The sequence below is a fragment of the Bacillus sp. FSL M8-0071 genome, assembly GCF_037975455.1.
GTDB classification, from domain to species: domain Bacteria; phylum Bacillota; class Bacilli; order Bacillales; family Bacillaceae; genus Bacillus; species Bacillus subtilis.
The window spans coordinates 1,903,519-1,926,618 of the sequence record NZ_CP150256.1; the positions used below are offsets into that span (position 1 = coordinate 1,903,519).

At 40.6% G+C, this 23,100-nt stretch carries 31 protein-coding genes and 2 pseudogenes; 24 read left to right on the forward strand and 9 right to left on the reverse strand.

Annotation, left to right across the window (positions count from 1 at the left end):
• The first annotated feature begins 1 nt into the window (after position 1).
• The 4 genes and pseudogenes from MKX71_RS09570 to pghL all read left to right on the forward strand — a co-directional run bounded on the left by MKX71_RS09570 (position 2) and on the right by pghL (position 3,640).
• Positions 2-618: pseudogene (locus tag MKX71_RS09570) on the forward strand (DUF4166 domain-containing protein).
• Positions 615-2,255: a YndJ family protein gene (locus MKX71_RS09575; RefSeq protein WP_339231990.1), complete on the forward strand. Its 1,641-nt coding sequence runs from the start codon at positions 615-617 to the stop codon at positions 2,253-2,255. Before MKX71_RS09570 ends, MKX71_RS09575 begins: the two are co-directional and overlap by 4 nt.
• An 87-nt stretch (positions 2,256-2,342) precedes the next feature.
• Positions 2,343-2,657 (forward strand): hypothetical protein, encoded by a 315-nt coding sequence (locus tag MKX71_RS09580; protein WP_174223677.1) that lies wholly within the window; start codon positions 2,343-2,345, stop codon positions 2,655-2,657.
• Between the two features lie 224 nt (positions 2,658-2,881).
• On the forward strand, positions 2,882-3,640 hold the full coding sequence (gene pghL / locus MKX71_RS09585) for a gamma-polyglutamate hydrolase PghL (protein WP_339231991.1): 759 nt from the start codon (positions 2,882-2,884) through the stop codon (positions 3,638-3,640).
• A 26-nt stretch (positions 3,641-3,666) separates the two neighbouring features.
• Here pghL and MKX71_RS09590 read toward each other — a convergent pair whose 3' ends face one another.
• A complete protein-coding gene (locus MKX71_RS09590) occupies positions 3,667-4,116 on the reverse strand; it encodes a YndM family protein (RefSeq protein WP_044052523.1) in 450 nt (149 codons plus the stop codon).
• A 208-nt stretch (positions 4,117-4,324) separates the two neighbouring features.
• Here MKX71_RS09590 and fosM point away from each other — a divergent pair, with 208 nt between their 5' ends.
• Both fosM and MKX71_RS09600 read left to right on the forward strand, forming a co-directional pair.
• Positions 4,325-4,744, forward strand: coding sequence for a FosM family fosfomycin resistance protein (fosM, locus tag MKX71_RS09595; protein WP_014479937.1), 420 nt, complete (start codon positions 4,325-4,327; stop codon positions 4,742-4,744).
• Positions 4,668-5,007 (forward strand): annotated as a pseudogene (locus MKX71_RS09600) (hypothetical protein). The gene fosM and the pseudogene MKX71_RS09600 overlap by 77 nt, the downstream one beginning before the upstream one ends.
• Positions 5,008-5,293: 286 nt before the next feature.
• On the opposite strand, the gene lexA reads toward MKX71_RS09600, so the two are convergent.
• A complete protein-coding gene (lexA, locus tag MKX71_RS09605) occupies positions 5,294-5,911 on the reverse strand; it encodes a transcriptional repressor LexA (protein WP_339231993.1) in 618 nt (205 codons plus the stop codon).
• A gap of 149 nt (positions 5,912-6,060) precedes the next feature.
• Between lexA and yneA the strand changes: the two genes are divergently transcribed.
• The 6 genes from yneA to MKX71_RS09635 all read left to right on the forward strand — a co-directional run bounded on the left by yneA (position 6,061) and on the right by MKX71_RS09635 (position 10,422).
• Positions 6,061-6,378, forward strand: coding sequence for a cell division suppressor protein YneA (gene yneA / locus MKX71_RS09610; RefSeq protein ID WP_015252003.1), 318 nt, complete (start codon positions 6,061-6,063; stop codon positions 6,376-6,378).
• An 18-nt stretch (positions 6,379-6,396) separates the two neighbouring features.
• Positions 6,397-7,050 carry a recombinase family protein gene (locus MKX71_RS09615; RefSeq protein WP_015383764.1) on the forward strand — a complete coding sequence of 218 codons (654 nt, stop codon included), beginning with the start codon at positions 6,397-6,399 and terminating at the stop codon, positions 7,048-7,050.
• 63 nt (positions 7,051-7,113) lie between these two features.
• On the forward strand, positions 7,114-7,347 hold the full coding sequence (locus tag MKX71_RS09620) for a DUF896 domain-containing protein (protein ID WP_003231595.1): 234 nt from the start codon (positions 7,114-7,116) through the stop codon (positions 7,345-7,347).
• 168 nt (positions 7,348-7,515) lie between these two features.
• Positions 7,516-9,519: a transketolase gene (tkt, locus tag MKX71_RS09625; protein WP_339231994.1), complete on the forward strand. Its 2,004-nt coding sequence runs from the start codon at positions 7,516-7,518 to the stop codon at positions 9,517-9,519.
• 152 nt (positions 9,520-9,671) lie between these two features.
• Positions 9,672-10,118 (forward strand): sporulation inhibitor of replication protein SirA, encoded by a 447-nt coding sequence (gene sirA, locus MKX71_RS09630; protein ID WP_003231591.1) that lies wholly within the window; start codon positions 9,672-9,674, stop codon positions 10,116-10,118.
• Between the two features lie 85 nt (positions 10,119-10,203).
• Positions 10,204-10,422: a YneF family protein gene (locus MKX71_RS09635; protein ID WP_003221221.1), complete on the forward strand. Its 219-nt coding sequence runs from the start codon at positions 10,204-10,206 to the stop codon at positions 10,420-10,422.
• 73 nt (positions 10,423-10,495) lie between these two features.
• Here MKX71_RS09635 and ynzD read toward each other — a convergent pair whose 3' ends face one another.
• Positions 10,496-10,669 (reverse strand): aspartyl-phosphate phosphatase YnzD, encoded by a 174-nt coding sequence (gene ynzD / locus MKX71_RS09640; RefSeq protein ID WP_010886518.1) that lies wholly within the window; start codon positions 10,667-10,669, stop codon positions 10,496-10,498.
• A gap of 219 nt (positions 10,670-10,888) precedes the next feature.
• Here ynzD and ccdA point away from each other — a divergent pair, with 219 nt between their 5' ends.
• The 3 genes from ccdA to MKX71_RS09655 all read left to right on the forward strand — a co-directional run bounded on the left by ccdA (position 10,889) and on the right by MKX71_RS09655 (position 12,617).
• Positions 10,889-11,596, forward strand: a complete 708-nt coding sequence (gene ccdA, locus MKX71_RS09645; RefSeq protein WP_003231585.1) for a cytochrome c-type biogenesis protein CcdA — start codon at positions 10,889-10,891, stop codon at positions 11,594-11,596.
• An 88-nt stretch (positions 11,597-11,684) separates the two neighbouring features.
• Positions 11,685-12,047, forward strand: coding sequence for a response regulator (locus MKX71_RS09650; protein ID WP_003245707.1), 363 nt, complete (start codon positions 11,685-11,687; stop codon positions 12,045-12,047).
• 78 nt (positions 12,048-12,125) lie between these two features.
• Entirely contained in the window at positions 12,126-12,617 is a 492-nt protein-coding gene (locus MKX71_RS09655) for a CcdC family protein (protein ID WP_010886519.1), read from the forward strand.
• A 30-nt stretch (positions 12,618-12,647) separates the two neighbouring features.
• On the opposite strand, the gene yneK is transcribed toward MKX71_RS09655, so the two are convergent.
• The 4 genes from yneK to sspO form a co-directional block, all read right to left on the reverse strand.
• On the reverse strand, positions 12,648-13,076 hold the full coding sequence (yneK, locus tag MKX71_RS09660; RefSeq protein ID WP_015251998.1) for a DynA interaction protein YneK: 429 nt from the start codon (positions 13,074-13,076) through the stop codon (positions 12,648-12,650).
• Between the two features lie 233 nt (positions 13,077-13,309).
• Entirely contained in the window at positions 13,310-13,702 is a 393-nt protein-coding gene (cotM, locus tag MKX71_RS09665) for an outer spore coat protein CotM (RefSeq protein ID WP_015251997.1), read from the reverse strand.
• Between the two features lie 80 nt (positions 13,703-13,782).
• A complete protein-coding gene (locus MKX71_RS09670; RefSeq protein ID WP_003221237.1) occupies positions 13,783-13,929 on the reverse strand; it encodes a small acid-soluble spore protein P in 147 nt (48 codons plus the stop codon).
• A gap of 31 nt (positions 13,930-13,960) precedes the next feature.
• Positions 13,961-14,107, reverse strand: a complete 147-nt coding sequence (gene sspO, locus MKX71_RS09675; protein WP_003244839.1) for an acid-soluble spore protein SspO — start codon at positions 14,105-14,107, stop codon at positions 13,961-13,963.
• Positions 14,108-14,334: 227 nt separating this feature from the next.
• Between sspO and acnA the strand changes: the two genes are divergently transcribed.
• The 7 genes from acnA to MKX71_RS09710 all read left to right on the forward strand — a co-directional run bounded on the left by acnA (position 14,335) and on the right by MKX71_RS09710 (position 19,170).
• The gene (gene acnA, locus MKX71_RS09680) at positions 14,335-17,064 is read left to right on the forward strand and encodes an aconitate hydratase AcnA (RefSeq protein WP_003231573.1); all 2,730 of its coding nucleotides are present in this window, start codon (positions 14,335-14,337) and stop codon (positions 17,062-17,064) included.
• Positions 17,065-17,135: 71 nt separating this feature from the next.
• Positions 17,136-17,648, forward strand: a complete 513-nt coding sequence (locus MKX71_RS09685; protein WP_003244797.1) for a redoxin domain-containing protein — start codon at positions 17,136-17,138, stop codon at positions 17,646-17,648.
• A gap of 81 nt (positions 17,649-17,729) precedes the next feature.
• Positions 17,730-17,855: an FbpB family small basic protein gene (locus MKX71_RS09690; RefSeq protein ID WP_003244964.1), complete on the forward strand. Its 126-nt coding sequence runs from the start codon at positions 17,730-17,732 to the stop codon at positions 17,853-17,855.
• Between the two features lie 64 nt (positions 17,856-17,919).
• A complete protein-coding gene (sspN, locus tag MKX71_RS09695; RefSeq protein WP_003231569.1) occupies positions 17,920-18,066 on the forward strand; it encodes an acid-soluble spore protein SspN in 147 nt (48 codons plus the stop codon).
• 36 nt (positions 18,067-18,102) lie between these two features.
• Positions 18,103-18,354, forward strand: coding sequence for a small acid-soluble spore protein Tlp (gene tlp, locus MKX71_RS09700; protein WP_003231568.1), 252 nt, complete (start codon positions 18,103-18,105; stop codon positions 18,352-18,354).
• An 84-nt stretch (positions 18,355-18,438) separates the two neighbouring features.
• Complete coding sequence (locus MKX71_RS09705) at positions 18,439-18,855, forward strand: YbgC/FadM family acyl-CoA thioesterase (RefSeq protein ID WP_017696516.1); 417 nt, start codon at positions 18,439-18,441, stop codon at positions 18,853-18,855.
• A gap of 15 nt (positions 18,856-18,870) precedes the next feature.
• Entirely contained in the window at positions 18,871-19,170 is a 300-nt protein-coding gene (locus MKX71_RS09710) for a hypothetical protein (RefSeq protein ID WP_024571429.1), read from the forward strand.
• Between the two features lie 30 nt (positions 19,171-19,200).
• Here the strand turns inward: MKX71_RS09710 and MKX71_RS09715 are convergent, their stop codons facing one another.
• Together MKX71_RS09715 and plsY are read right to left on the reverse strand one after the other, a co-directional pair.
• Complete coding sequence (locus MKX71_RS09715) at positions 19,201-19,488, reverse strand: HesB/YadR/YfhF family protein (RefSeq protein ID WP_003231562.1); 288 nt, start codon at positions 19,486-19,488, stop codon at positions 19,201-19,203.
• An 87-nt stretch (positions 19,489-19,575) separates the two neighbouring features.
• Positions 19,576-20,157 carry a glycerol-3-phosphate 1-O-acyltransferase PlsY gene (plsY, locus tag MKX71_RS09720; protein ID WP_003231560.1) on the reverse strand — a complete coding sequence of 194 codons (582 nt, stop codon included), beginning with the start codon at positions 20,155-20,157 and terminating at the stop codon, positions 19,576-19,578.
• Positions 20,158-20,325: 168 nt separating this feature from the next.
• Between plsY and MKX71_RS09725 the strand changes: the two genes are divergently transcribed.
• Positions 20,326-20,733, forward strand: coding sequence for a CoA-binding protein (locus tag MKX71_RS09725; protein WP_003245606.1), 408 nt, complete (start codon positions 20,326-20,328; stop codon positions 20,731-20,733).
• Positions 20,734-21,131: 398 nt separating this feature from the next.
• Entirely contained in the window at positions 21,132-23,099 is a 1,968-nt protein-coding gene (gene parE / locus MKX71_RS09730) for a DNA topoisomerase IV subunit B (protein ID WP_014479944.1), read from the forward strand.
• Position 23,100 lies beyond the last annotated feature (1 nt).

Genomic DNA, 23,100 nt, shown 5'->3' on the forward strand with positions numbered 1-23,100 from the left:
TGTGAGTTCGATTTATGAAAAATCAATTATTAACTATCATTTGCTGCATCCCAAGCTGCAGAAACGGTACCAATTAGACGGGTCTCATACATTCAGCGGGACGGGAACGATGTCAGAAATAAGCGGAGGCTCTTTTCTGGTTAGAATGCTGTTAAAGCTAGGTGTTTTTTTCAGATGCTTCTTTTCAGAAAGAGGCAAAGACATTCCATTTACAATACAAAATAGAACTTGTCTTTTGAAATCACAACATACAGGGATAGAATGGAATCGTACATTTTTCTTTAAAGGCAAAAAACGTTTCTTTGACGCGATAATGATATATGACGAGAAAAAAAATAGAATACTTGATTTCTTCGGCAAACCTCATCTGCTGTTGTCTGTTTTGACGTTCGAGGCATCTCTTGACGGCTCTCTTACAATCACATCGGGAAAGCAATGGCTATTGATATTTGGAAAAAGAATCCCGTTGCCGAAATGGCTGACCGGTACATCCGTAGTTTGCGAAACGTTTGATGAAAAAAGAATTGTTTCACCATTGAAGTGCATGTGCAAAATACAATTCTTGGCACTCTTTTCTTTTATAAAGGAACGTTTCAGGAGGAAGAGAGAGAATCATGAAACGAAATGGCATAGTCAGTGCGCTTTGTTTTATAGGATTTCTTGCAGCGGAAGCACCGGATATTTCAGTGGCAGAGGCACTCGTTTTGTTATCCATTCTATTTTTTGTGCCGGGAATTTTCCCTTTTGTTTTTCGTCAATCGCCGGTTCGTGCTGCTCAGTTTATGGAATATGGGCTAATCCAGTGCTATCCGGTAGCCGCATTCTTTGCGGTGCTGGCTCTAGTGACGGAGGTTGGAGGTTTCGCGCTAATCTGGTGGATGTACACAGTTTTTATTGCATTGTATGCGATCCTCCGCCTTTGGGAAACAAAGATACATAGAATCGAAGAGACATCAGTTTTGTTCGGTCTTATTTATTTGGCGGGAGGAGGATTTTGGTTTTTTGCTTATGCTGCCCATTTGCAGATCATGCAATTTGGCCCTCTCATCATTTTGCTTACTGCTGTCCACTTTCACTATTCTGCTTTTCTGATCCCGATCTTCAACGGATTACTCGGCAGAACCATTAGAAAACATCGGATGTTGTATAGTTGGATAACATGGGTGATTTTGCTTTCGCCCCTTCTTATCGCACTGGGCATCACATATTCAAAAACACTTGATGTCATTGCGGTTAGCATTTATATGGCGGCGATTTATCTTCATGCATTTTTGGTGTTCACGGCAGCTTTTCGCACCAAGACGGGGACATTTCTTATTTGGGTTTCTTCCGCTGTTTTAATGATAACGATTGCTTTCTCGATGATTTATTCATTTGGTGTATTTCGGCAAGAAGTTACATTGACCATCAATCAGATGATTTGGATTCACGGTTTTGTCAACGCGTTTGGTGTTATCTTGCCCGCTCTCATAGGGTGGATAATAGAGGATCCGAAGTCTTTTGATACAGACAGTGTAAAGACATTCAGCCGTATCTACGGAAAAAGAAAGATTGGAGAAGAATTTTTAGCTAGCATTCAAGCTGAAAATAACGCTCGGTACAGCGGACTTGTGGATGATATGGGCAGCCTGCGTTCAAAAGCTTTTTCACCAGAAAAACTGGCGCAGCTCATTCTTTCGTTTTATGAACAAACCATCGAATACAATATTAAAGCAAAAGTAACATGGAGCACGTGGTTTCGGCCGCTTGCAATTATTTACGAATGGTTCAGCAGAAGAATCGGCCAAATACATCTTTCGACGAACCCTGACTGGTATAGGATGTACAGCAAGATAAGAGGTGTTCATTCTAAAAAAGACGGAAGGGAAAGAGTACGTGCCTGGATTAGAACAAATGAAAAAAACGAAACCATTTTTACCGCTCTTTATTCAGTGTATCGTTCAAATGGAGAGGGGTATATGAATATTTCTTTACCGCTTCCATTCAGCAGCATGACAGGTATTTTAAAACCATATCATCATCAGGAGAAGCTGGTTTTAACAAGCAGGCGGAGAAAAAGCAGAGCGGGGGATGAGGGGATTTATCTGCAAACAAGAGCGGGAACTTGTCCGCTTCCTTTATCTGAAACCTTTCTGATAGAAGCTGCACATGACAACAAATTAACCGCTGTTCATCATATGTGGCTGTTTGGAATAAAATTTCTAACTGTTCATTACAGCATTACACATATTAACCAGCCTATTGAAAGAACCTAACACAAAGAAGAAGCTTCGTCTGCCAGTTGTAATGAGATGAACTGTTTTAAAATTCTGCGCCGCATCAAGACAGGAAAGGAAGGGTTTATGGTGTTTTATATCAGTTTATTTCTGATTCTTTGGCTGGCTGCTGGGTTTGCAGTGGGAATGAAACAAGTGTATGTCGATCAGCTGTTTGATAAAACTGTGATCGAAAGGCTGGAAAAAGAAGCGAATGATCATGGACAAGCTGACCGGATGATCAAACAGCGCGTCCTTTATATTGCAGCAGTGACATTAAGCGGGTTTATTTCTGTTTATTATGAAATGAAAACAATCCCGCAAAGGCGAAACATAAGAAAAATTGAAAAAAACATCATGAAATTAAATCAAGCAAAAAAACGAAGAATGAAGAGAAAATAAAAAATGCACAGGCCAAAGAGCAGGTGCATTTTTGTTTTGTATGGAAATGGGGGAGGTGGTGCCAGCTTACTTTTCATAAATTCAAAAATGAGAAGAACAGCGCCCGGGCTAATGGTATATAATATTGTGAATTTAACAAAAATTTAACAAGGAGGACAAGAGAATTCGTGCTAAAGCCTCAAAGAGACCTACATCCTGTTGATTTGGACTTAGAGGCGGAGTAGATGAAACCGGCCAAAGTATCCCTGCTCCGCCGTTTGCTCCATTCCTTGAAGCATGTTGATTGTAACATAGCCAAACGTTTTCCATCAACTATTAAAATTGTAAAATTATTGTTGATTTTTATGGTGTTTACTCCGATTTCTTCAATTTATGCTGAAGATGTATATCAGAATTTTGAGGAATTAAAAAACAATGAAGATCCTTCTGATTACGGCGTTGTTACGAAAGAAACCGGAAGCCCTGTTCTTGTTTTAGCTATTCACGGAGGAGGTATTGAAGGCGGGACAAGTGAAGTAGCGAGAGAGCTCAGCAAAGAGTACTCGATGTATTTATTTGAAGGCTTAAAATCGACAGGAAACTCAGTCCTGCACATTACGAGTACGCACTTTGATGAACCTCGGGCCCTTAAAATGACGGGAAACCATGAATATGTCATTTCATTACACGGGTACGCAGAAGAAGATCAGCAGATCGAAGTCGGCGGTACAGATCGCGTAAGAGCGGCAGATTTAGTTGAGAAATTGCAGCATGCCGGTTTTCCTGCTGTATTGCTCAATATGGACCATCCGCATGCGGGCGTTAGTCCGAATAACATTGCAAATAAATCAAAAACAGGTTTAAGTATCCAGATAGAAATGAGCACAGGCTTTAGAAAGTCTTTGTTCGGCATCTTTTCTTTAAAAAGCAGAGCTGTTACTCAAAATGAGAGGTTTTATGAGTTTACAGAAGTGATGTTCCGTTTTCTCAAAAATAGCTACTGAAAAATAGGAGGCGATAAGACAGCCTCCTATTCCTTATGTTTCTCTTTCGTTTCGGGAAACAGCTCGTCCGCGGCTTCCGTTTGATACTGCAACGCGTTATCTCTCGTTGACAGTTCATTTCGGAAATTTTCATCAAGCACATTTTTCAGTAAATACCGATGAAAAAAGTATTCAAAAACAGTAAGACAGGCAGCGGAAAGGAGAGCCGCTCCAAATGGTGAGAAATCGTTTCTTGTTTGGGTTAAAACAAATACCCAAAGAATAACGAATGAAAGGCCAAAGTCAGCCAATGAAGCTGTAATATTGTTTGTTCTGGGTAAGACGAGCATGTCACCAGAAAGATAGGAAACAAAACCTAAGAAAAGTGCAATAAACATCACACTTAAAAAGGATGCGTGATAGACTCTGTCCAAAATCACATATAAAAGGGCGAGAGTGAAAGCAATCTTTGAAGCAAGCGCAATGATATGTTTCATTTGACCACCTAAATTGTTATTTTTTGAAGAAAATTCTTGGGCGTAAACAAATGATAAATAATGCAATTCAAAACCATTCATAATGGTCATGTTACTATTTTAAACAGTCCGTTTTTGTTTACACTGGTATTTTTTTCAGCTGTATGAAACTTTCTTATGAAAAAAGTCGTATATGTGGATGATCAGCTATCAAGGGGGGGAATGATTTGTGGAGATAAAAGGAATCAATCACTTGCTATTTTCAGTTTCGCATTTGGATACATCGATTGATTTTTATCAAAAAGTGTTTGATGCAAAGCTTTTGGTAAAGGGAAGAACAACTGCATATTTTGACATGAACGGCATCTGGCTAGCGCTTAATGAAGAACCAGACATCCCGAGAAATGACATTAAGCTTTCTTATACCCATATTGCTTTTACAATTGAAGATCATGAATTTGAGGAGGTATCAGCTAAATTAAAAAGACTTCATGTCAATATTCTGCCTGGCAGAGAACGAGATGAACGCGATCGAAAATCAATTTATTTTACCGACCCTGACGGCCACAAATTTGAATTTCATACCGGAACCCTTCAAGACAGGCTTCGATATTACAAACAAGAAAAAACGCATATGCACTTTTTATGATGAAACTTTTGATATCACAACCATATTTCATATAAGGTTAAATTTAAAGAAGGGTGTTGGTGGAGACTTTATGTTTGGGGAAGGTTTCTACCCGACTTGTTCAACGATGCCATATCTTTTGAACTGCACAAGTGATTGGGTGAAGGTGAAATTGAAATACATATTACATTTTATATGAAGAAAGCGAGCTGTTTTATCAGAATGTTGAACTAATTAAACTATGTACTAAATTTTCAGTATATTTCAATTGCTTCGCCCCTTAAGAAATATGAAACCGTATCCTTCCACGACCTAAAAAATGAAACGTTTTTAAGAAGATGGCGTCTAATATTTTAAATGTTCATATTTTGATAAAAGTTTCCTAAAGGAAAGAAAATTTCTTGACTTCAACAATCTTTTGGTGGATAATTATGGTGTAAACATGATGTTCTTTTTCCTCCTATTCAGGCTCGCACCCAAAAGTCAGGGCGAGCCTGCTTTTTTTGAACAACAAACCCCCTCTCCGTAAAGGAAGAGGGGGTTATTTTATGCATCTGATAGATCAATAGATTAATGGACGGTTCTGAACACGCCAATCACTTTCCCTAGAATGCTGACATTCTGCAAAATGATAGGTTCCATCGTTGGGTTCTCAGGCTGCAAGCGAATGTGGGTATCCTCTTTATAGAATCGTTTTACAGTTGCTTCATCATCTTCTGTCATCGCAACTACAATTTCCCCATTGTTCGCTGTGTTTTGCTGTTTAACGATGACATAGTCCTTATCGAGAATACCAGCATCTATCATACTGTCTCCCATAATCTCCAGCATAAATACATGCTCGTCTGGAGGAACCATGCGGTCAGGGAGCGGAAAATATTCTTCAATATTTTCTACTGCAGTAATAGGAGATCCCGCCGTGACTTTCCCGATGACCGGTACATTAACGACCTTGCTTTGCGGAATGTCTACTTCTTCATCAAGAATTTCTATTGCTCTTGGTTTTGTCGGATCCCGTCTGATCAGCCCTTTTGTTTCCAAGCGGGCCAAATGGCCGTGGACAGTAGAGCTGGACGCAAGCCCGACAGCCTCTCCGATCTCTCTCACGGAAGGCGGATATCCTTTTGATTTAACCTCTGCTTTAATAAAACGGAGGATATCAAGTTGCCTTTTTGATAGCTTCGTCATTTTTCGCACCTCAAAACGTCGATTTTAAGAAGATTATAGCATGATTTTCCTTACAGTACAAACATAGGTTCGAAAAAACAATTGACAGAAACGTTTGTTCGTATATACTGAAATTATAAAAATGCGAACAAACATTCCTGTTGGAGGTTATGATCATGAGTAAAGAATCTATTATTTTTGTCGGTCTGTTCACAGTGATTTTGAGCGCGGTTATCCTTATGCTGTCATATACAAGCAGCGGCCAAGAGCTTAATCAGTATGTTAAAATAGAAGTCCAGCAAGGCGACACACTCTGGTCAATTGCTGATCAGGTAGCAGATACAAAAAAGATAAACAAAAATGATTTTATTGAATGGGTAGCTGATAAAAATCAACTTCAAACCTCTGATATCCAGCCGGGTGATGAGTTAGTGATCCCATTGAAAAAGAAGCATCAGGATGCATATGAATTAGCAACTGTAAAATAGAGAGGAAAGAGAGATAAAATGAAAGCACTCATTTATGCCCGTGTAAGCACAAATAAAGAACAGCAGGAAACGTCATTAAAGCGGCAGGAGGAGGAGCTTACGGCCATTGCAGCGGAGAACGGCATGGAAGTGGTCAAAGTGATTTCAGAAAAAGCCAGCGGATATGAAATGGATCGGGATGGTGTATTTGAGCTGCTTGATGAGATTAAGAACGCTGGAATTGATGTCATTTTGGTTCAGGATGAGACAAGGCTCGGACGGGGAAACGCAAAAATCGCACTGCTTCATTGTATTTATAGAGAAGGTGTGAAAGTCTATACAACGGCTCATAGAGGTGAACTGGAGTTATCGGAGGCTGACTCAATGGTCTTGGAAATCGTCAGCATTGTGGAAGAGTATCAGCGAAAGATTCACAACATGAAAATCAGACGGGGAATGAAACGTGCAGTAAAAAACGGTTTTAAACCGCAAAAAAACTTAAAAAACCAACATGAGAACAGTGGAAAAGAAAAAATAGAGGTGCCAATCTCTGAGATCGTCCGCCTGAGAGCGAATAAACTGACGTTTGCTGAAATCGCGGCTACTCTAAGAGGGTTTGGCTATGATGTCTCTAAAGCAACCGTTCACCGGCGTTTTCAGGAATACATAGAGAATGAAGAGACAGCAGAGTGAATCAGTTGTAAAACTTTTTTTGATCTAGTACTATATAGACAAAATGCAATAAAGGAGTTTAACATGATTTCAAACGCGAAAATTGCCAGAATTAATGAACTTGCTGCCAAAGCTAAAGCTGGCGTTATTACAGAAGAAGAAAAAGCCGAACAGCAAAAGCTCCGTCAAGAGTACTTGAAAGGTTTTCGTTCTTCTATGAAGAACACGTTAAAAAGTGTGAAAATCATTGACCCAGAAGGCAATGATGTTACACCAGAAAAGCTAAAAAGAGAACAAAGAAATAACAAACTTCACTAATATAAGAGGAATACGGCAATATCGTATTCCTCTTTTGCATATACTATAATCAAAACTCTTATGTGACAAAATTCAACAAGTTTCTCTCAAATTTAAGCTGAAACAGTTGAGAAAAAGTCGTCAGACATTTATGATGTAAGGGTACAACACATAAGGAAGGGGATTTTTATGGATACAATTGAAAAGAAATCAGTTGCTACCATTCGCACACTGTCAATAGACGCTATTGAAAAAGCAAATTCTGGTCACCCAGGGATGCCGATGGGAGCCGCTCCAATGGCATACACGCTGTGGACAAAATTTATGAACGTAAGTCCGGCAAACCCTGGCTGGTTTAACCGTGACCGTTTTGTTTTATCTGCTGGACACGGGTCAGCACTATTATACAGCATGCTTCATTTAAGCGGATTTGATCTTAGTATTGAAGATCTTAAGGGATTCCGCCAGTGGGGCAGCAAAACACCAGGACATCCGGAATTCGGACATACTGCCGGTGTTGATGCTACAACAGGTCCGCTTGGCCAAGGAATTGCCATGGCAGTCGGTATGGCAATTGCTGAACGCCATTTAGCGGAAACATACAACCGCGATTCATTTAACGTAGTCGATCATTATACATACAGTATTTGCGGTGATGGTGATTTAATGGAAGGTATTTCTTCTGAAGCCGCTTCACTCGCAGGCCATCTTCAGCTTGGCCGTCTGATCGTACTATACGATTCTAATGACATCTCTCTTGATGGAGACCTCGACCGTTCATTCTCTGAAAACGTGAAACAGCGTTTTGAAGCAATGAATTGGGAAGTTCTTTATGTTGAGGATGGAAACAATATTGAAGAATTAACAGCGGCTATCGAAAAAGCACGCCAAAATGAAAAGAAACCTACATTAATTGAAGTGAAAACGACAATCGGATTCGGTTCACCTAACCGTGCCGGTACATCCGGTGTTCACGGTGCGCCGCTTGGTAAAGAGGAAAGCAAATTAACAAAAGAAGCTTACGCGTGGACATATGAAGAAGACTTCTACGTTCCGTCAGAAGTTTATGAGCATTTCGCTGCAGCTGTTAAAGAATCAGGTGAGAAAAAAGAACAAGAATGGAATGCTCAATTCGCTAAATATAAAGAAGTTTATCCTGAACTTGCTGAACAGCTTGAACTGGCAATCAAAGGAGAGCTTCCGAAGGACTGGGATCAAGAGGTTCCTGTGTATGAAAAAGGAAGCAGCCTGGCATCCCGTGCATCTTCCGGTGAAGTTCTCAACGGACTTGCGAAAAAAATTCCTTTCTTTGTCGGAGGTTCTGCTGACCTAGCGGGATCGAACAAAACGACTATTAAAAATGCCGGTGATTTTACAGCGGTTGATTACTCAGGCAAAAACTTCTGGTTTGGTGTACGTGAATTTGCGATGGGTGCAGCCTTAAACGGTATGGCGCTTCATGGCGGTCTTCGTGTATTCGGCGGAACTTTCTTTGTCTTCTCTGATTACCTGCGTCCTGCGATTCGCCTTGCAGCGTTAATGGGCCTTCCTGTGACATATGTCTTCACACATGACAGTATTGCGGTTGGTGAAGACGGTCCGACGCACGAGCCTGTTGAACAGCTTGCTTCACTCCGTGCGATGCCTAACCTTTCTTTGATCCGTCCAGCAGACGGCAATGAGACAGCAGCAGCATGGAAGCTTGCAGTGCAAAGCACTGACCACCCAACAGCGCTAGTGCTTACACGTCAAAACCTTCCTACCATCGATCAAACAGCTGAAGAAGCATTGGCAGGAGTAGAAAAAGGTGCATATGTCGTTTCTAAATCTAAAAACGAAACACCTGACGCTCTTCTCATCGCTTCCGGATCAGAGGTAGGTCTTGCAATTGAAGCGCAGGCTGAATTGGCAAAAGAAAATATCGATGTTTCTGTTGTCAGCATGCCTTCAATGGACCGTTTTGAGAAACAATCTGATGAATACAAAAACAAAGTCCTTCCTGCAGATGTGAAAAAACGTCTTGCAATTGAAATGGGCTCATCATTTGGATGGGGCAAATACACGGGGCTTGAAGGTGACGTTCTCGGCATAGACCGATTCGGTGCATCTGCTCCTGGTGAAACCATCATTAACGAATACGGCTTCTCAGTTCTGAACGTAGTGAATCGAGTTAAGGCATTAATCAATAAGTAAGCTTTTGAAAGAGGATGAGTCAAATCATCCTCTTTTTCTTGTTTATCCGACAAAAATAGTATTGGCTGTTTAACAGTAATAGACAATTCTTTCTTTTCTTCTTTTGTATAATAGAGAGCAAATGAAATGCTGCTGGAAAAGGGGATGAAAAGATGGAACGTCACTACTATACGTACCTGATCAAAGAGGAATTTGCCAATCACTATTTCGGCCGGGAATCGGTTATGTTTGAGCTGTTTCAAGACTATCATTGGACAAGCCTTGAAAAGCAGCAGTATGAAATGACAGAGAAACAGATTCAATATATTACACAACCAATCCCTATTTTACATATGCATCAGCGGTTAAAAATGAATTTAAACAAGACGGATTACAGGCAGCTGGATTATATTTATAGAATAGCTTTGCCGAAAGCAAAAGGCCACGCGACGTTTATGATGAAGGAGCACATGATAGAAATTGTGGCTTCGGGAGATTACGAGGCAGAAACGATATTCTTTGAAGTGTTAAGAAAAGTAAGCCCTTGCTTCTTAGCAATGGATTTCAATTCGAAGCGTTACGGATGGCTAAATCCGGTGAAAGAAAGAAATTTTGTCTAAAACCGAAGAAAAAGAGATGTAAATGTTGTATAATAGCTTTTGGTTTAGTACACTTTAAACTAGACAACATGAAGGAGGAAATAAAATGACTTTATGGGTTGGCATCCTAGTGGGCGTTGTTGCATTGCTCATAGGTGTTGCACTCGGGTTTTTTATTGCTCGTAAATATATGATGAGCTACCTGAAAAAGAATCCGCCTATTAATGAACAAATGTTACGCATGATGATGATGCAAATGGGAATGAAACCTTCTCAAAAGAAAATCAATCAAATGATGAAAGCCATGAATAATCAAACGAAATAATACGTAAAGATTATGATATAGAGAAACATGGTTATAAAATAAAAAACCCTTATACGGGTTTTTTATTTTGCAATCATTCATCACCCGCTACTGCTCGAAGGCGCTGCTTTTGATATTGTATGAGAAGATGGTCAAGCTCCTGACTGAGCTCTATCGTAATATGAGATGTCATTCCGTTCGCCATGACAATTTGCAGCAGCTCTGCTCTTTTTTTTTCAATTTCTTTTAATAGATGCTCTCTAATCACAGGGATGTATCCTTTCATACATTAGATCTTCAAAGTGAATGTTTATATTATATCCATATTTATACTAATTTTCAAATGAGAAGGAGTATAATGTCTCAATGTCAAATTAAATTATATAAGTTTTTTCTGAAAATAGAAATCCTTCAAGTGAAAGTGTTAAAAAAATGAAATGATTTTGTCATAACTTGAAGGAATGTCAAATCATGAAGGGATGATGACATGGGAGACGTGAATTATTTTTTGACATTCGGAGCGGGGTTTTTATCCTTTATTTCGCCTTGCTGCCTGCCGCTTTACCCAGCTTTTTTGTCATATATTACAGGGGTCAGCATGGACGATGTAAAAACTGAAAAGCTGCTGCTGCAGAAAAGAAGCCTGTTTCATACTTTGTGTTTTTTGCTTGGCTTTTCAGTCATTTTTATTGCTTTAGGCTATGGAACATCTTTTATTGGCAGCCTGTTTAGGGATTATCACGATGCGATTCGGCAAATTGGCGCGTTGCTTATTATTTTGTTCGGTTTCATTACACTCGGTGTGTTCCGGCCTGAGGCTATGATGAAAGAGCGGAGAATCCATTTTAAGCATAAACCAAGCGGGTTTTTAGGGTCGGTCTTAATCGGAATGGCATTTGCAGCTGGATGGACACCATGTACCGGTCCGATATTAGCTGCTGTTATCACACTTGCAGGCACCAATCCGGGCTCAGCGGTGCCATACATGATGTTATATGTACTCGGTTTTGCGGTACCGTTTCTTTTATTGTCTTTTTTTATCACAAAGCTGAAGTGGATAAGGAAGAACCAGCTTTTCATTATGAAAGCTGGTGGCGTTTTGATGATTGTGATTGGTGTGCTGTTATTCTTTAATTGGATGAGCCTGATCATTATTTTGCTGTCAGATCTTTTTGGAGGCTTTACTGGTTTTTGACGGTAAATTACTTTCGTACTACTACTAATCCTTTTGTTTTTGGTACAATAAGACTATTATCTGTGGAAATCGATTGTTGGAGGGGAATATGACAAGAGTTTTAGTTGTAGACGACGCCAAGTTCATGAGAGTGAAAATCAGAGAGATCTTGGAAGAGGCAAATTACATAATCGCAGGCGAAGCGGCGGACGGTGAACAAGCAGCGGACCTGTATAAAAAACTGCGCCCGGACCTTGTGACAATGGATATTACAATGCCGGTGAAAAACGGCATAAAAGCGCTTCGTGATATCTTAACCTTTGATCCTAAAGCGAAGGTCATCATGTGCACCGCCATGCGCCAGCAAAGAATTGTAACGGAAGCAATTGAGCTGGGGGCAAAGGATTTTATTGTTAAGCCGTTTGAGGAAACAAAAGTGCTGGAAGCTGTAAGCCGCGTTATGGGACATTAAAGTCATTTCTTTTCAAAATGGTTTTTTTTATTGTTTTGGAGTATAGTATATAGTATCAACACTCCGAGAAACAAAGGAATGATAAGTATGATGATTATAGTTTCATCGATTATTGCTGTGTTAATGGCTGTAGCTGTGATGGTGGTCAGAATAAAGTCCTCTGACAAGCCTGTTTCACCAAAAAAAATCATTCTTCCGCCGATTTTTATGAGTACGGGAGCGTTAATGTTTTTATTTCCGGTATTTTGGGTAACTGGTGCAGAGTTTTTGGAAGCATTCACTTTAGGTGTGATTTTCTCTATTTTTCTAATCAAAACTTCTAAGTTCGAAATTAAAAATAATGAAATTTACATGAAACGCTCTAAAGCATTTGTTTTTATATTAGTCGGTCTTTTGGTGATCAGAATCGTGATGAAATCGATCTTGAGCACATCAATTGATTATGGTGCACTGAGCGGAATGTTTTGGATTCTGGCTTTCGGTATGATTGTGCCTTGGAGAATCGCCATGTATTTATCATATCGAAAACTTCATAACGAGCTGCAGTCATCTAATATTCAAATGAATTAAAAAACCTTTCCTCTTGTCAGGAAAGGTTTTTTATTTGAGAAGGGTCTGATAAGGTTCCAAATCGATTTTTTTGTCCCGCAGATGCCTTTTTAAGAAGGTATGGTCTCTTTTAGGAGTTGCGAGAATATAGCCTTTGATCATAAGTTGCTGATCAATCTTTGCTACCTTTTCTTTTATTGCAAGCTCACCGATTTTGCCTGCGATTTTGGCTTTTGCTGCATCTCTGAACAGCTCTGGCACCGGCGCAGTCAATTCATCTAGAAACTGTTTGTTTTCATCGTTCCATAAATGTCTGCTGTTTTCAATATAGTAATCCTGCCAATCAAGCTCTGATCTGCCGTCCTCTTTTGGTAAACGCTTTAAAAACTTTCGAAACATGAAAAAACCGCCGATTGATAATAAGACTACCATCATGATCACCCAAAACAGAATAAACCATAAAAACCATCCTTCCAGCATCAATCATTCCCCCTTATTCTAACCATATTGTATACGAAGAGAGATTAGAAGAACACAGTAAAAAAAGAATAGAAAAAAGTGATAGACGTCTAGTCAAAAGAGATAGTAGATCATATTCTATTGTATAGTGAATCTGCTATTTGGCCATGGGAGAGTCACTAGAGGGTATTTGACGATAAATGGACGGAAAAAAAGTCACTTTCATAATAGGGGATGAAAGTGACTTTTTATGTTTAGCTGAGAGGAAATTGAAGAGAAAAAGAAGAGCCATCTTCTGTTTCTTTATTGACGGCGACTGTGAGTATTTGATTTTCGCATTCGGCTTGAATGGTTTTGTCATTAAAATAAAAAGGAAGCATCATTTGTTTTTCAAAAGTCTGTCCTGACGATTTGACAGTTAAGATGAACTCGCATCCAGAAAGGGTAACTGTTACTTGTGTAGGCTGTAAAAAAGTCAGGTCCGCTTCTATAATATACTGCTGACTTGTTTCATATAAATCAATAGGCAATGTTTCGTCGTACCAGGCGAAGGGGTCTTCAAAAAATTGCCGAAGCCATTCATCCATACTATCGAAATCATTCGCATCGTTGCGTTTTGAATGGTTCATGGAAGCATTCCTCCACATATCAACCTTGCTTTACATCATATGCGGTGGATTATAAATGGGTGAACGCATAAAAAAACAGACACTAAGGTCTGCTTTTCTTACATATCATGGCTTGAGTTGTGCTTTTGTCTTGTATGGTTTCGGTTCTTTACTTTTTTGCTTCCGCTTAGAGGCTCAGGTTGGCCGGGATTGTGTCCTTTAGGGGCGTTTTTATGCATATCTTTACTTGTATTCTTATTGGTCATAAAATGAGAACCTCCTTAAAAGAGTTCGGTGTTATTGATTGGTTTTTCTTTTTTTGTTATTTTGGCGTTCTGCTTCAGTCAGTACAAGCTGGTCGTTTTCAATATAGCCGGCGCCTTTGCCTTGGCTTTTTGCGTCATTCATTCCGTTAATGACGTGATTCGCTTTTCTTTTGACCATCATTATCACCTCAATCATAATATGGCTTCTTTTATTGTGTTATATGAGAGAGCGTAAACAGTAAAAATTACCGGTACATTTTTCTCATAAGTCGAACTTATTGTATTTAATAAAAACATTGATATTTACTTATGTATGATTTTGTTTTAATATGAAATTGTGAGAAAATTGTGATGGAATGTAATGTTCATCTGAGAATGATCTGATCTGAAGGGGGATTTTGGAGAATGGCAAACGAGCAAAAAACTGCAGCAAAAGACGTTTTCCAAGCGAGAAAAACGTTTACTACAAATGGGAAAACATATCATTACTACTCTTTAAAAGCGTTAGAAGATTCAGGTATAGGAAAGGTTTCGAAGCTTCCTTATTCCATCAAAGTTCTTTTAGAATCAGTATTGCGTCAAGTTGACGGCTTCGTTATCAAAAAAGAACACGTGGAAAATTTGGCAAAATGGGGAACTGCCGAATTAAAGGATATCGACGTTCCGTTCAAACCGTCTCGTGTTATTTTACAAGACTTCACAGGGGTTCCGGCAGTAGTAGATCTGGCTTCACTGCGTAAAGCAATGGCAGCTGTCGGCGGAGATCCTGATAAAATCAACCCTGAAATTCCTGTTGATCTTGTTATCGACCACTCTGTACAGGTAGATAAAGCGGGTACAGAAGATGCATTAGCAGTAAATATGGACTTGGAATTCGAAAGAAATGCAGAGCGCTACAAATTTTTAAGCTGGGCAAAGAAAGCGTTTAACAATTATCAGGCAGTACCGCCTGCAACAGGTATTGTGCACCAGGTCAACCTTGAGTTCTTGGCAAGTGTTGTCCATGCCATTGAAGAAGACGGCGAGCTTGTAACGTATCCTGATACGCTTGTCGGAACAGACTCACACACAACAATGATTAACGGTATCGGTGTTCTCGGCTGGGGTGTCGGTGGAATTGAAGCTGAAGCGGGAATGCTTGGACAGCCTTCTTACTTCCCAGTTCCAGAGGTAATCGGCGCGAAACTTGTCGGCAAGCTTCCGAACGGAACAACAGCTACTGACTTGGCGTTAAAAGTAACACAAGTGCTGCGTGAAAAAGGCGTTGTCGGTAAATTTGTTGAATTCTTCGGACCGGGAATTGCTGAACTGCCGCTTGCAGATCGCGCAACAATTGCGAATATGGCTCCGGAATACGGTGCTACATGCGGATTCTTCCCAGTAGATGAAGAAGCGCTTAACTACCTGCGCCTGACTGGCCGTGATCCTGAACATATTGATGTTGTTGAAGCATACTGCAGAAGCAATGGCTTGTTCTACACTCCAGATGCGGAAGACCCTCAATTTACTGATGTGGTTGAAATTGACCTGTCTCAAATTGAAGCAAACTTATCGGGTCCAAAGCGTCCTCAGGATTTGATCCCGCTATCTGCTATGCAGGAAACGTTTAAAAAGCAATTAGTCAGCCCTGCAGGTAACCAAGGATTCGGTTTAAATGCTGAGGAAGAAAATAAAGAAATTAAGTTTAAACTCCTTAACGGCGAAGAAACAGTTATGAAAACGGGTGCGATCGCCATTGCTGCGATTACAAGCTGTACAAATACATCAAACCCATACGTTCTGATCGGCGCCGGACTGGTAGCGAAAAAAGCGGTTGAGTTAGGGCTTAAGGTGCCTAATTACGTGAAAACGTCACTTGCACCGGGTTCTAAAGTTGTTACAGGATATCTTGTGAATTCAGGCCTTCTTCCATACATGAAAGAGCTTGGCTTTAACCTCGTTGGGTACGGCTGTACAACATGTATCGGGAACTCAGGTCCGCTTTCACCGGAAATCGAAGAAGCGGTTGCGAAAAATGATCTTCTGATTACGTCTGTCCTTTCCGGAAACCGTAACTTTGAAGGACGTATTCACCCGCTTGTTAAAGGCAACTATCTTGCTTCACCGCCGCTTGTTGTGGCATATGCGCTGGCTGGAACGGTAAACATTAACTTAAAAACCGATCCAATCGGTGTGGGCAAGGATGGTCAAAACGTATACTTTAATGATATTTGGCCGTCAATGGACGAAATCAATGCACTTGTTAAGCAAACTGTTACGCCAGAGCTATTCCGCAAAGAGTATGAAACAGTATTTGATGACAACAAGCGCTGGAACGAAATTGAAACAACAGATGAAGCTTTATATAAATGGGATAGCGAGTCAACTTACATTCAAAATCCGCCATTCTTCGAAGAAATGTCTGTTGAGCCAGGCAAGGTTGAGCCATTAAAAGGACTGCGTGTTGTCGGTAAATTCGGCGATTCAGTCACAACTGACCATATTTCTCCTGCGGGGGCAATCGGAAAAGATACGCCTGCCGGAAAGTACTTGCAAGAAAAAGGTGTTTCTCCTCGCGACTTTAACTCCTACGGTTCCCGCCGCGGAAACCATGAAGTCATGATGAGAGGAACATTTGCAAACATTCGGATCAAAAACCAAATTGCACCGGGTACAGAAGGCGGATTTACGACGTACTGGCCGACTGGTGAAGTAACATCCATCTATGATGCATGCATGAAATACAAAGAAGATAAAACTGGTCTTGTCGTATTAGCAGGAAAAGACTATGGTATGGGATCTTCACGTGACTGGGCTGCAAAAGGAACAAACCTTCTCGGCATCAGAACGGTCATTGCAGAGAGCTTCGAAAGAATTCACAGAAGCAACCTTGTATTCATGGGTGTGCTGCCGCTTCAGTTTAAACAAGGTGAAAATGCGGATACACTCGGCTTAACGGGTAAAGAAGTCATCGAGGTAGATGTTGATGAAACAGTTCGTCCTCGTGACCTTGTGACTGTAAGAGCAATCAATGAAGACGGCAATGTAACAACTTTTGAAGCAGTCGTCCGCTTTGATAGTGAAGTTGAAATTGATTACTACCGCCATGGCGGCATCCTTCAAATGGTGCTTCGTGAAAAAATGAAGCAGTCCTGATGAATCAATAGGAAGAGAAGGCATTTCGCTTTCTCTTCTTTTTATGACACAATGTGCTGCGGAGGTGGCATATGCTGAAAAAATGGCTCGCAGGGATCCTGCTTATCATGCTAGTCGGTTATACGGGATGGAATTTATATCAAACATACAGCAAAAAAGAAGTCGGAATTCAAGAGGGGCAACAAGCACCTGATTTTTCTTTGAAAACGCTATCAGGAGAGAAAAGCTCTTTACAGGATGCAAAAGGCAAAAAAGTGCTGCTCAATTTTTGGGCAACTTGGTGTAAGCCGTGCCGTCAGGAAATGCCTGCGATGGAAAAGCTGCAAAAAGAGTACGCCGACAAACTTGCGGTTGTTGCGGTAAATTTCACTTCAGCTGAGAAAAGTGAGAAACAGGTCCGAGCGTTTGCTGATACTTATGACTTAACGTTCCCCATTCTGATTGATAAAAAAGGGATCAATGCTGACTATAACGTGATGTCATATCCAACGACATATATCTTAGATGAAAAAGGTGTTATCCAAGACATACATGTTGGCACCATGACAAAAAAAGAAATGGAACAAAAACTGGATCTTGATTAGATTCAGTTTTTTTTTATGCTCAGATATGCTTACAAGTTTTCAGAATTGGAAAAAATAAAAGAATATGCGGAGGTGAGAAGCGTGAAGAAGATGAGAAAACGTTCTTTTCATGAGCTCGTCATGGAAAACAAAAAAGAGCTGATGACCAATACAGAGTATTTAAATCAGCTTGAGGAAAAGCTTGAACAGCGATTTAAGCAAAAATAACCTTTAATTTGTATTCATGTTTACCCCTCCTTTTGAGAAACCTATCTGTTGAGGAGGGATAAACATGGGAAACAACAAGAAAAACGGTCAGCCTCAATATGCTCCAAGCCACTTGGGTACAAAGCCTGTAAAATATAAAGCCAATAAAGGGGAAAAAATGCATGATACTTCAGGACAGCGGCCGATTATCATGCAGACAAAAGGCGAGTAGCGAAAATTCGAGTTTATTTCTAGGAGGTACATCCGAATGACAAAGAACCAAAATCAATATCAGCAGCCTAATCCTGATGATCGTTCTGACAATGTGGAAAAATTGCAGGATATGGTTCAAAATACAATTGAAAATATAGAAGAAGCAGAAGCATCAATGGAGTTTGCTTCAGGAGAAGATAAACAGCGTATCAAAGAAAAAAATGCAAGGCGCGAACAGAGCATTGAAGCGTTTCGTAATGAAATACAGGACGAATCTGCAGCGAGACAAAACGGATACCGTTCTTAAAAAACCAGGGAAACCTGGTTTTTTTCTTTCTGATTTGATTATGGTAAAATGGGGCTAAATTGACGTTAAGGGAGCAGAGTAATCTTGCATGTATCAAAAAAAGAAATAGAAGTGCGTTATGCAGAAACAGATCAAATGGGAATTGTCTATCACGCTAATTATCTTGTGTGGATGGAGGTCGGCAGAACGGCCTTAATTAAGGACTTAGGCTTTTTATATAGTGATATGGAAAAAAGAGGCGTTCTGTCCCCAGTCGTTGATATCAACATTTCCTATAAAAAGCCGCTTCATTACGGAGAAACCGCGGTTGTACATACATGGATAGAGGAATATAACGGCTTTAAAACCGTCTATGGTTATCACATTTATAATCCGGCCGGTGAGCTTTCCATCAAAGCCACCTCATCTCATATTTGTGTGGATAAAGAAAGCTTTAAGCCAATTCAATTCCGCAAAGCTTTTCCTGATTGGCACACAGCATATGAAAAGGCCAAAAAATAGGGAAGTGAATGGGATATGGCGTTTGGTGTGAAACGAGAGGAACTTAACCGGTGGAAACAAGCAGTGAAAAGAGGAGAAATCGCATTTTTAACACATTACTGGCTGGATGACCGATTTCCAGAAGCAAGGACCGTGACAAAAGCCGGCTGTGCAGACATTGATAAGCTGGTTCAGTGGGGAGCGGCGTACGGGTTAAAAAAAGAATGGATCCATAAGAAAAGTGAATTTCCCCACTTTGATCTGCTGGGTGAAACACAAAAATATATTTTGGAACAAGAAAACCTAACCGATCATCTTATACGATTTCATTTGTAAAAAAAGAACGCACATGATGTGCGTTCTTTTTTATTGGTATTCAAAAACCGGTTCATCAGCGTCTTCTGAATAGCTGACGAGAAGGTCGTGGTTATCAAAGTACCATAAATCACTTTCTTCAATAAAGAAGGTAATGCCGTCAGCTTCTGCAGTGACTCCAGCCTCTTGTGGGGCATCTTTCGCTACACCGAGAGAAAAACCCTTTTGAACGTTGCTGCAGCCTCCATAGCGGACGAAAAAGCGAACCTGGTCTCCGCTTTCCAAATCGAGTTCTTCTTTATACCAGTTCAATGCGTCTTCGTTAATTGTCATATTCATAACAGAACACCCCTTTGTTCTTCATTTGAATTTTCTCTATTATAAACGTATTAGGCTATTCTGTGTCAAAAGAGAAGTTTTTTAAGCTTATAACCATTTTACTTTAGGTTCTGTTTTATTGATAATTCGTTTAATGTTCGCTCGGTGTCTGTATATCACAAAAATAGTGAGCAGGGTAACGACAATCAATAAATACGTATCATGGACAAAGAAACTATATATAACAGTATAGATCCCTGTTAACATCGATGAGAGAGAAACAAATTTAGTCAAGTATAAAAAGATGAAGAATACCGCAACCATCGTGATAAATAACAGGGGTGCGTAAAATAGCAAAACGCCTCCTGATGTCGCCACGGCTTTACCGCCTTTAAATTTGGCGAAGATGGGAAACACGTGGCCTAAAACCGCAAAGACTCCTGCAAGAAGCGGGTGAATATCAACATGCATGAGAAAAGGCAATGCAGTTGCCAGTGTCCCTTTCAAAATATCTCCGGCTATGACGACCGAACCAGCTTTTACACCCAATGTACGGAATGCATTGGTAGCGCCTAAGTTGCCGCTTCCGTGCTCCCGAATATCAATTCCCTTGGCAAGCTTGCCCACAATTAAGCCAGATGGAATGCTGCCTATCAAGTAGGCCAAAATAATCAATAAAGCAATTAACATCTACATTTCTCCTTTTTCAAATTCCCTTCTTTTTATTTTAACATGAGATGTCATGATCTGATGATAAGTTTTTTTGTAAAGTTTGCTTACAATCCAATCAAACATGCATCATATTTTGATTTCTCCTGTTTTGATCGTGTAAAATAAGTGGAAAAGGAGTGACATACGATGCAAAACCCTTCTAAAGCGGAAATTAAAGAGATTCTTCAAAGAAGCAAACGTATAGCCGTAGTAGGGCTTTCAGACCGTCCGGATAGAACGTCACATATGGTTTCAAAAGCAATGCAGGACGCGGGTTATGAAATTATCCCTGTGAACCCGACAATTGATGAGGCGCTAGGTGTCAAAGCCGTTTCATCTTTAAAAGAGATTGACGGTCCGATTGACATCGTAAATGTATTCCGGCGCTCAGAACAGCTTCCTGGAGTGGCGGAAGAGTTTTTAGAGACAGATGCGCCAGTATTTTGGGCACAGCAAGGGCTAGTTAATGAGGAAGCATACCAGATGCTAAAAGAAAAAGGCAGAACGGTTATCATGGATCTGTGCATAAAAGTGGCACACGCTGTAACAAAATAGGTGCAGAACTGCAAAAATCCTTGTAAATTCAAGGATTTTTGCTTTTTAATTTTAAGATATTGTTTGCGTATTACGGTGAAACAGATACAATAAAGCTTGAACAGCTTTTTTTGAATACCTTGTCCAGCTGGGTTTGGCCGTTCGATTTGCGAAGGTCTGCTGCTTTATATATAATAAACAAACATACGTTCTCATAGTGTAAATACAGCACTAGCCGATGTTTTGAGAAGAACTGATTCGTTAGCTCTATGTTGCGATTGCAAACATATTGGTTATAATGAGGAGTCCAAGGCAGTACTGGCTCGAGGCGAGGTTTATAAAAAATATCTTATATACAAATGATGTGTAACACTGAAAAAGAGAAAGACAATGTTAGTTTTTGAAAGGGGTTTGTACGTTTGGCTAGAAAACAGCAATTTGATTACAACGAAGATGCCATACAGGTGCTCGAAGGCCTTGAGGCTGTCAGGAAAAGGCCGGGTATGTATATTGGCTCTACTGACGCGCGAGGTTTGCACCACTTGGTTTATGAAATTGTAGATAACTCTGTCGACGAGGTGCTTGCCGGCCATGGAGATCACATAATCGTCAAAATACATAAAGACAATAGTATTTCTGTACAGGATAGAGGCCGCGGCATGCCGACCGGAATGCATAAGCTCGGCAAACCAACCCCTGAAGTGATTTTAACGGTGCTTCATGCCGGAGGAAAATTCGGCCAAGGCGGCTATAAGACAAGCGGCGGGCTCCACGGAGTTGGTGCATCAGTCGTGAATGCTTTATCTGAATGGCTGACGGTTACCATTGAGCGGGACGGTTTTGTCTATCAGCAGCGATTTGAAAATGGAGGAAAACCGGTTACATCTCTCGAAAAGATCGGCAAAACAAAAAAGACGGGAACTCTTACACACTTTAAGCCAGATCCAACGATGTTCAGCACAACCACTTATAATTTTGAAACGCTCTCTGAGCGCTTAAGAGAGTCTGCGTTTTTGTTAAAAGGATTGAAAATTGAGCTGATTGATGAACGCAATGACCAGCATGAGGTCTTTTATTATGAAAACGGCATAGAAGCGTTTGTTGCTTATTTAAATGAAGAAAAAGACGTCTTGTCTGAAGTGGTCTCGTTTGAGGGTGAGCATCATTCTATAGAAGTGGACTTTGCGTTCCAGTTTAACGATGGTTATTCTGAAAATATTTTGTCGTTTGTCAACAATGTCAGAACAAAAGACGGCGGGACGCATGAGTCAGGTGCAAAAACTGCGATGACGCGTGCTTTTAATGAATATGCACGAAAAGTGGCTTTGCTGAAAGAAAAGGATAAGAACCTTGAAGGCACCGATATAAGGGAAGGGCTTTCAGCCATTATTTCTGTCCGCATTCCTGAGGAGCTTCTTCAATTTGAGGGACAAACAAAAGGAAAGCTCGGTACCAGTGAAGCAAGATCAGCGGTTGATGCGATTGTTTCAGAGCAGCTTGCTTACTTTTTAGAGGAAAATCGGGACACCGCAACGCTTCTTGTCAAAAAAGCAATCAAGGCGAGTCAGGCGCGCGAAGCGGCACGCAAAGCCCGTGAAGAAGCAAGAAGCGGCAAAAAACGAAAAAAATCAGAAGCGACTTTAAGCGGAAAGCTGACGCCTGCGGGTTCAAGAAACCCGGCAAAAAATGAATTGTATCTCGTTGAGGGAGATTCAGCAGGCGGGTCAGCCAAACAGGGAAGAGACCGCAGATTCCAAGCGGTTCTGCCTTTACGCGGTAAAGTTATTAATACAGAAAAAGCTAAGCTTGCTGATATCTTTAAAAATGAAGAGATCAATACGATCATTCATGCGATCGGCGGGGGAGTCGGAGCAGATTTCTCAATCGATGACATCAACTACGACAAAATCATCATAATGACCGATGCCGATACTGACGGCGCCCATATTCAAGTGCTGCTTCTTACCTTTTTCTATCGCTATATGAAACCGCTCATTGAGCATGGCAAGGTGTTCATTGCGCTGCCACCTTTATATAAGGTCAGTAAAGGAAGCGGGAAAAAGGAAATCATTGAATATGCATGGTCTGATGAAGAGATGGGTGATGTCCTGAAAAAAGTCGGCAAAGGCTATACCATTCAACGATATAAGGGTCTTGGAGAGATGAACGCAGACCAGCTGTGGGAAACGACGATGAATCCGGAGTCCCGCACACTTGTTAGGGTCAAAATTGACGATGCGGCACGTGTAGAGAGACGTGTAACGACGTTAATGGGAGACAAAGTAGAGCCGCGCAGAAAGTGGATTGAGAAAAACGTCGCTTTCGGCTTAGATGAAGAAAGCAATATTTTAGAAAATGAAAACTTATCGGTCGCTGAGGAGGTTTAAT

Coding starts and splice junctions, on each gene's coding strand:
- MKX71_RS09575 (WP_339231990.1), top strand. CDS start 615: ATGAAACGAAATGGCATAGTCAGTGCGCTTTGTTTTATAGGATTTCTT.
- MKX71_RS09580 (WP_174223677.1), top strand. CDS start 2,343: ATGGTGTTTTATATCAGTTTATTTCTGATTCTTTGGCTGGCTGCTGGG.
- pghL (WP_339231991.1), top strand. CDS start 2,882: ATGAAACCGGCCAAAGTATCCCTGCTCCGCCGTTTGCTCCATTCCTTG.
- MKX71_RS09590 (WP_044052523.1), bottom strand. CDS start 4,116: ATGAAACATATCATTGCGCTTGCTTCAAAGATTGCTTTCACTCTCGCC.
- lexA (WP_339231993.1), bottom strand. CDS start 5,911: ATGACGAAGCTATCAAAAAGGCAACTTGATATCCTCCGTTTTATTAAA.
- yneA (WP_015252003.1), top strand. CDS start 6,061: ATGATCATGAGTAAAGAATCTATTATTTTTGTCGGTCTGTTCACAGTG.
- MKX71_RS09615 (WP_015383764.1), top strand. CDS start 6,397: ATGAAAGCACTCATTTATGCCCGTGTAAGCACAAATAAAGAACAGCAG.
- MKX71_RS09620 (WP_003231595.1), top strand. CDS start 7,114: ATGATTTCAAACGCGAAAATTGCCAGAATTAATGAACTTGCTGCCAAA.
- tkt (WP_339231994.1), top strand. CDS start 7,516: ATGGATACAATTGAAAAGAAATCAGTTGCTACCATTCGCACACTGTCA.
- sirA (WP_003231591.1), top strand. CDS start 9,672: ATGGAACGTCACTACTATACGTACCTGATCAAAGAGGAATTTGCCAAT.
- MKX71_RS09635 (WP_003221221.1), top strand. CDS start 10,204: ATGACTTTATGGGTTGGCATCCTAGTGGGCGTTGTTGCATTGCTCATA.
- ccdA (WP_003231585.1), top strand. CDS start 10,889: ATGGGAGACGTGAATTATTTTTTGACATTCGGAGCGGGGTTTTTATCC.
- MKX71_RS09650 (WP_003245707.1), top strand. CDS start 11,685: ATGACAAGAGTTTTAGTTGTAGACGACGCCAAGTTCATGAGAGTGAAA.
- MKX71_RS09655 (WP_010886519.1), top strand. CDS start 12,126: ATGATAAGTATGATGATTATAGTTTCATCGATTATTGCTGTGTTAATG.
- yneK (WP_015251998.1), bottom strand. CDS start 13,076: ATGCTGGAAGGATGGTTTTTATGGTTTATTCTGTTTTGGGTGATCATG.
- cotM (WP_015251997.1), bottom strand. CDS start 13,702: ATGTGGAGGAATGCTTCCATGAACCATTCAAAACGCAACGATGCGAAT.
- MKX71_RS09670 (WP_003221237.1), bottom strand. CDS start 13,929: ATGACCAATAAGAATACAAGTAAAGATATGCATAAAAACGCCCCTAAA.
- sspO (WP_003244839.1), bottom strand. CDS start 14,107: ATGGTCAAAAGAAAAGCGAATCACGTCATTAACGGAATGAATGACGCA.
- acnA (WP_003231573.1), top strand. CDS start 14,335: ATGGCAAACGAGCAAAAAACTGCAGCAAAAGACGTTTTCCAAGCGAGA.
- MKX71_RS09685 (WP_003244797.1), top strand. CDS start 17,136: ATGCTGAAAAAATGGCTCGCAGGGATCCTGCTTATCATGCTAGTCGGT.
- sspN (WP_003231569.1), top strand. CDS start 17,920: ATGGGAAACAACAAGAAAAACGGTCAGCCTCAATATGCTCCAAGCCAC.
- tlp (WP_003231568.1), top strand. CDS start 18,103: ATGACAAAGAACCAAAATCAATATCAGCAGCCTAATCCTGATGATCGT.
- MKX71_RS09710 (WP_024571429.1), top strand. CDS start 18,871: ATGGCGTTTGGTGTGAAACGAGAGGAACTTAACCGGTGGAAACAAGCA.
- MKX71_RS09715 (WP_003231562.1), bottom strand. CDS start 19,488: ATGAATATGACAATTAACGAAGACGCATTGAACTGGTATAAAGAAGAA.
- plsY (WP_003231560.1), bottom strand. CDS start 20,157: ATGTTAATTGCTTTATTGATTATTTTGGCCTACTTGATAGGCAGCATT.
- MKX71_RS09725 (WP_003245606.1), top strand. CDS start 20,326: ATGCAAAACCCTTCTAAAGCGGAAATTAAAGAGATTCTTCAAAGAAGC.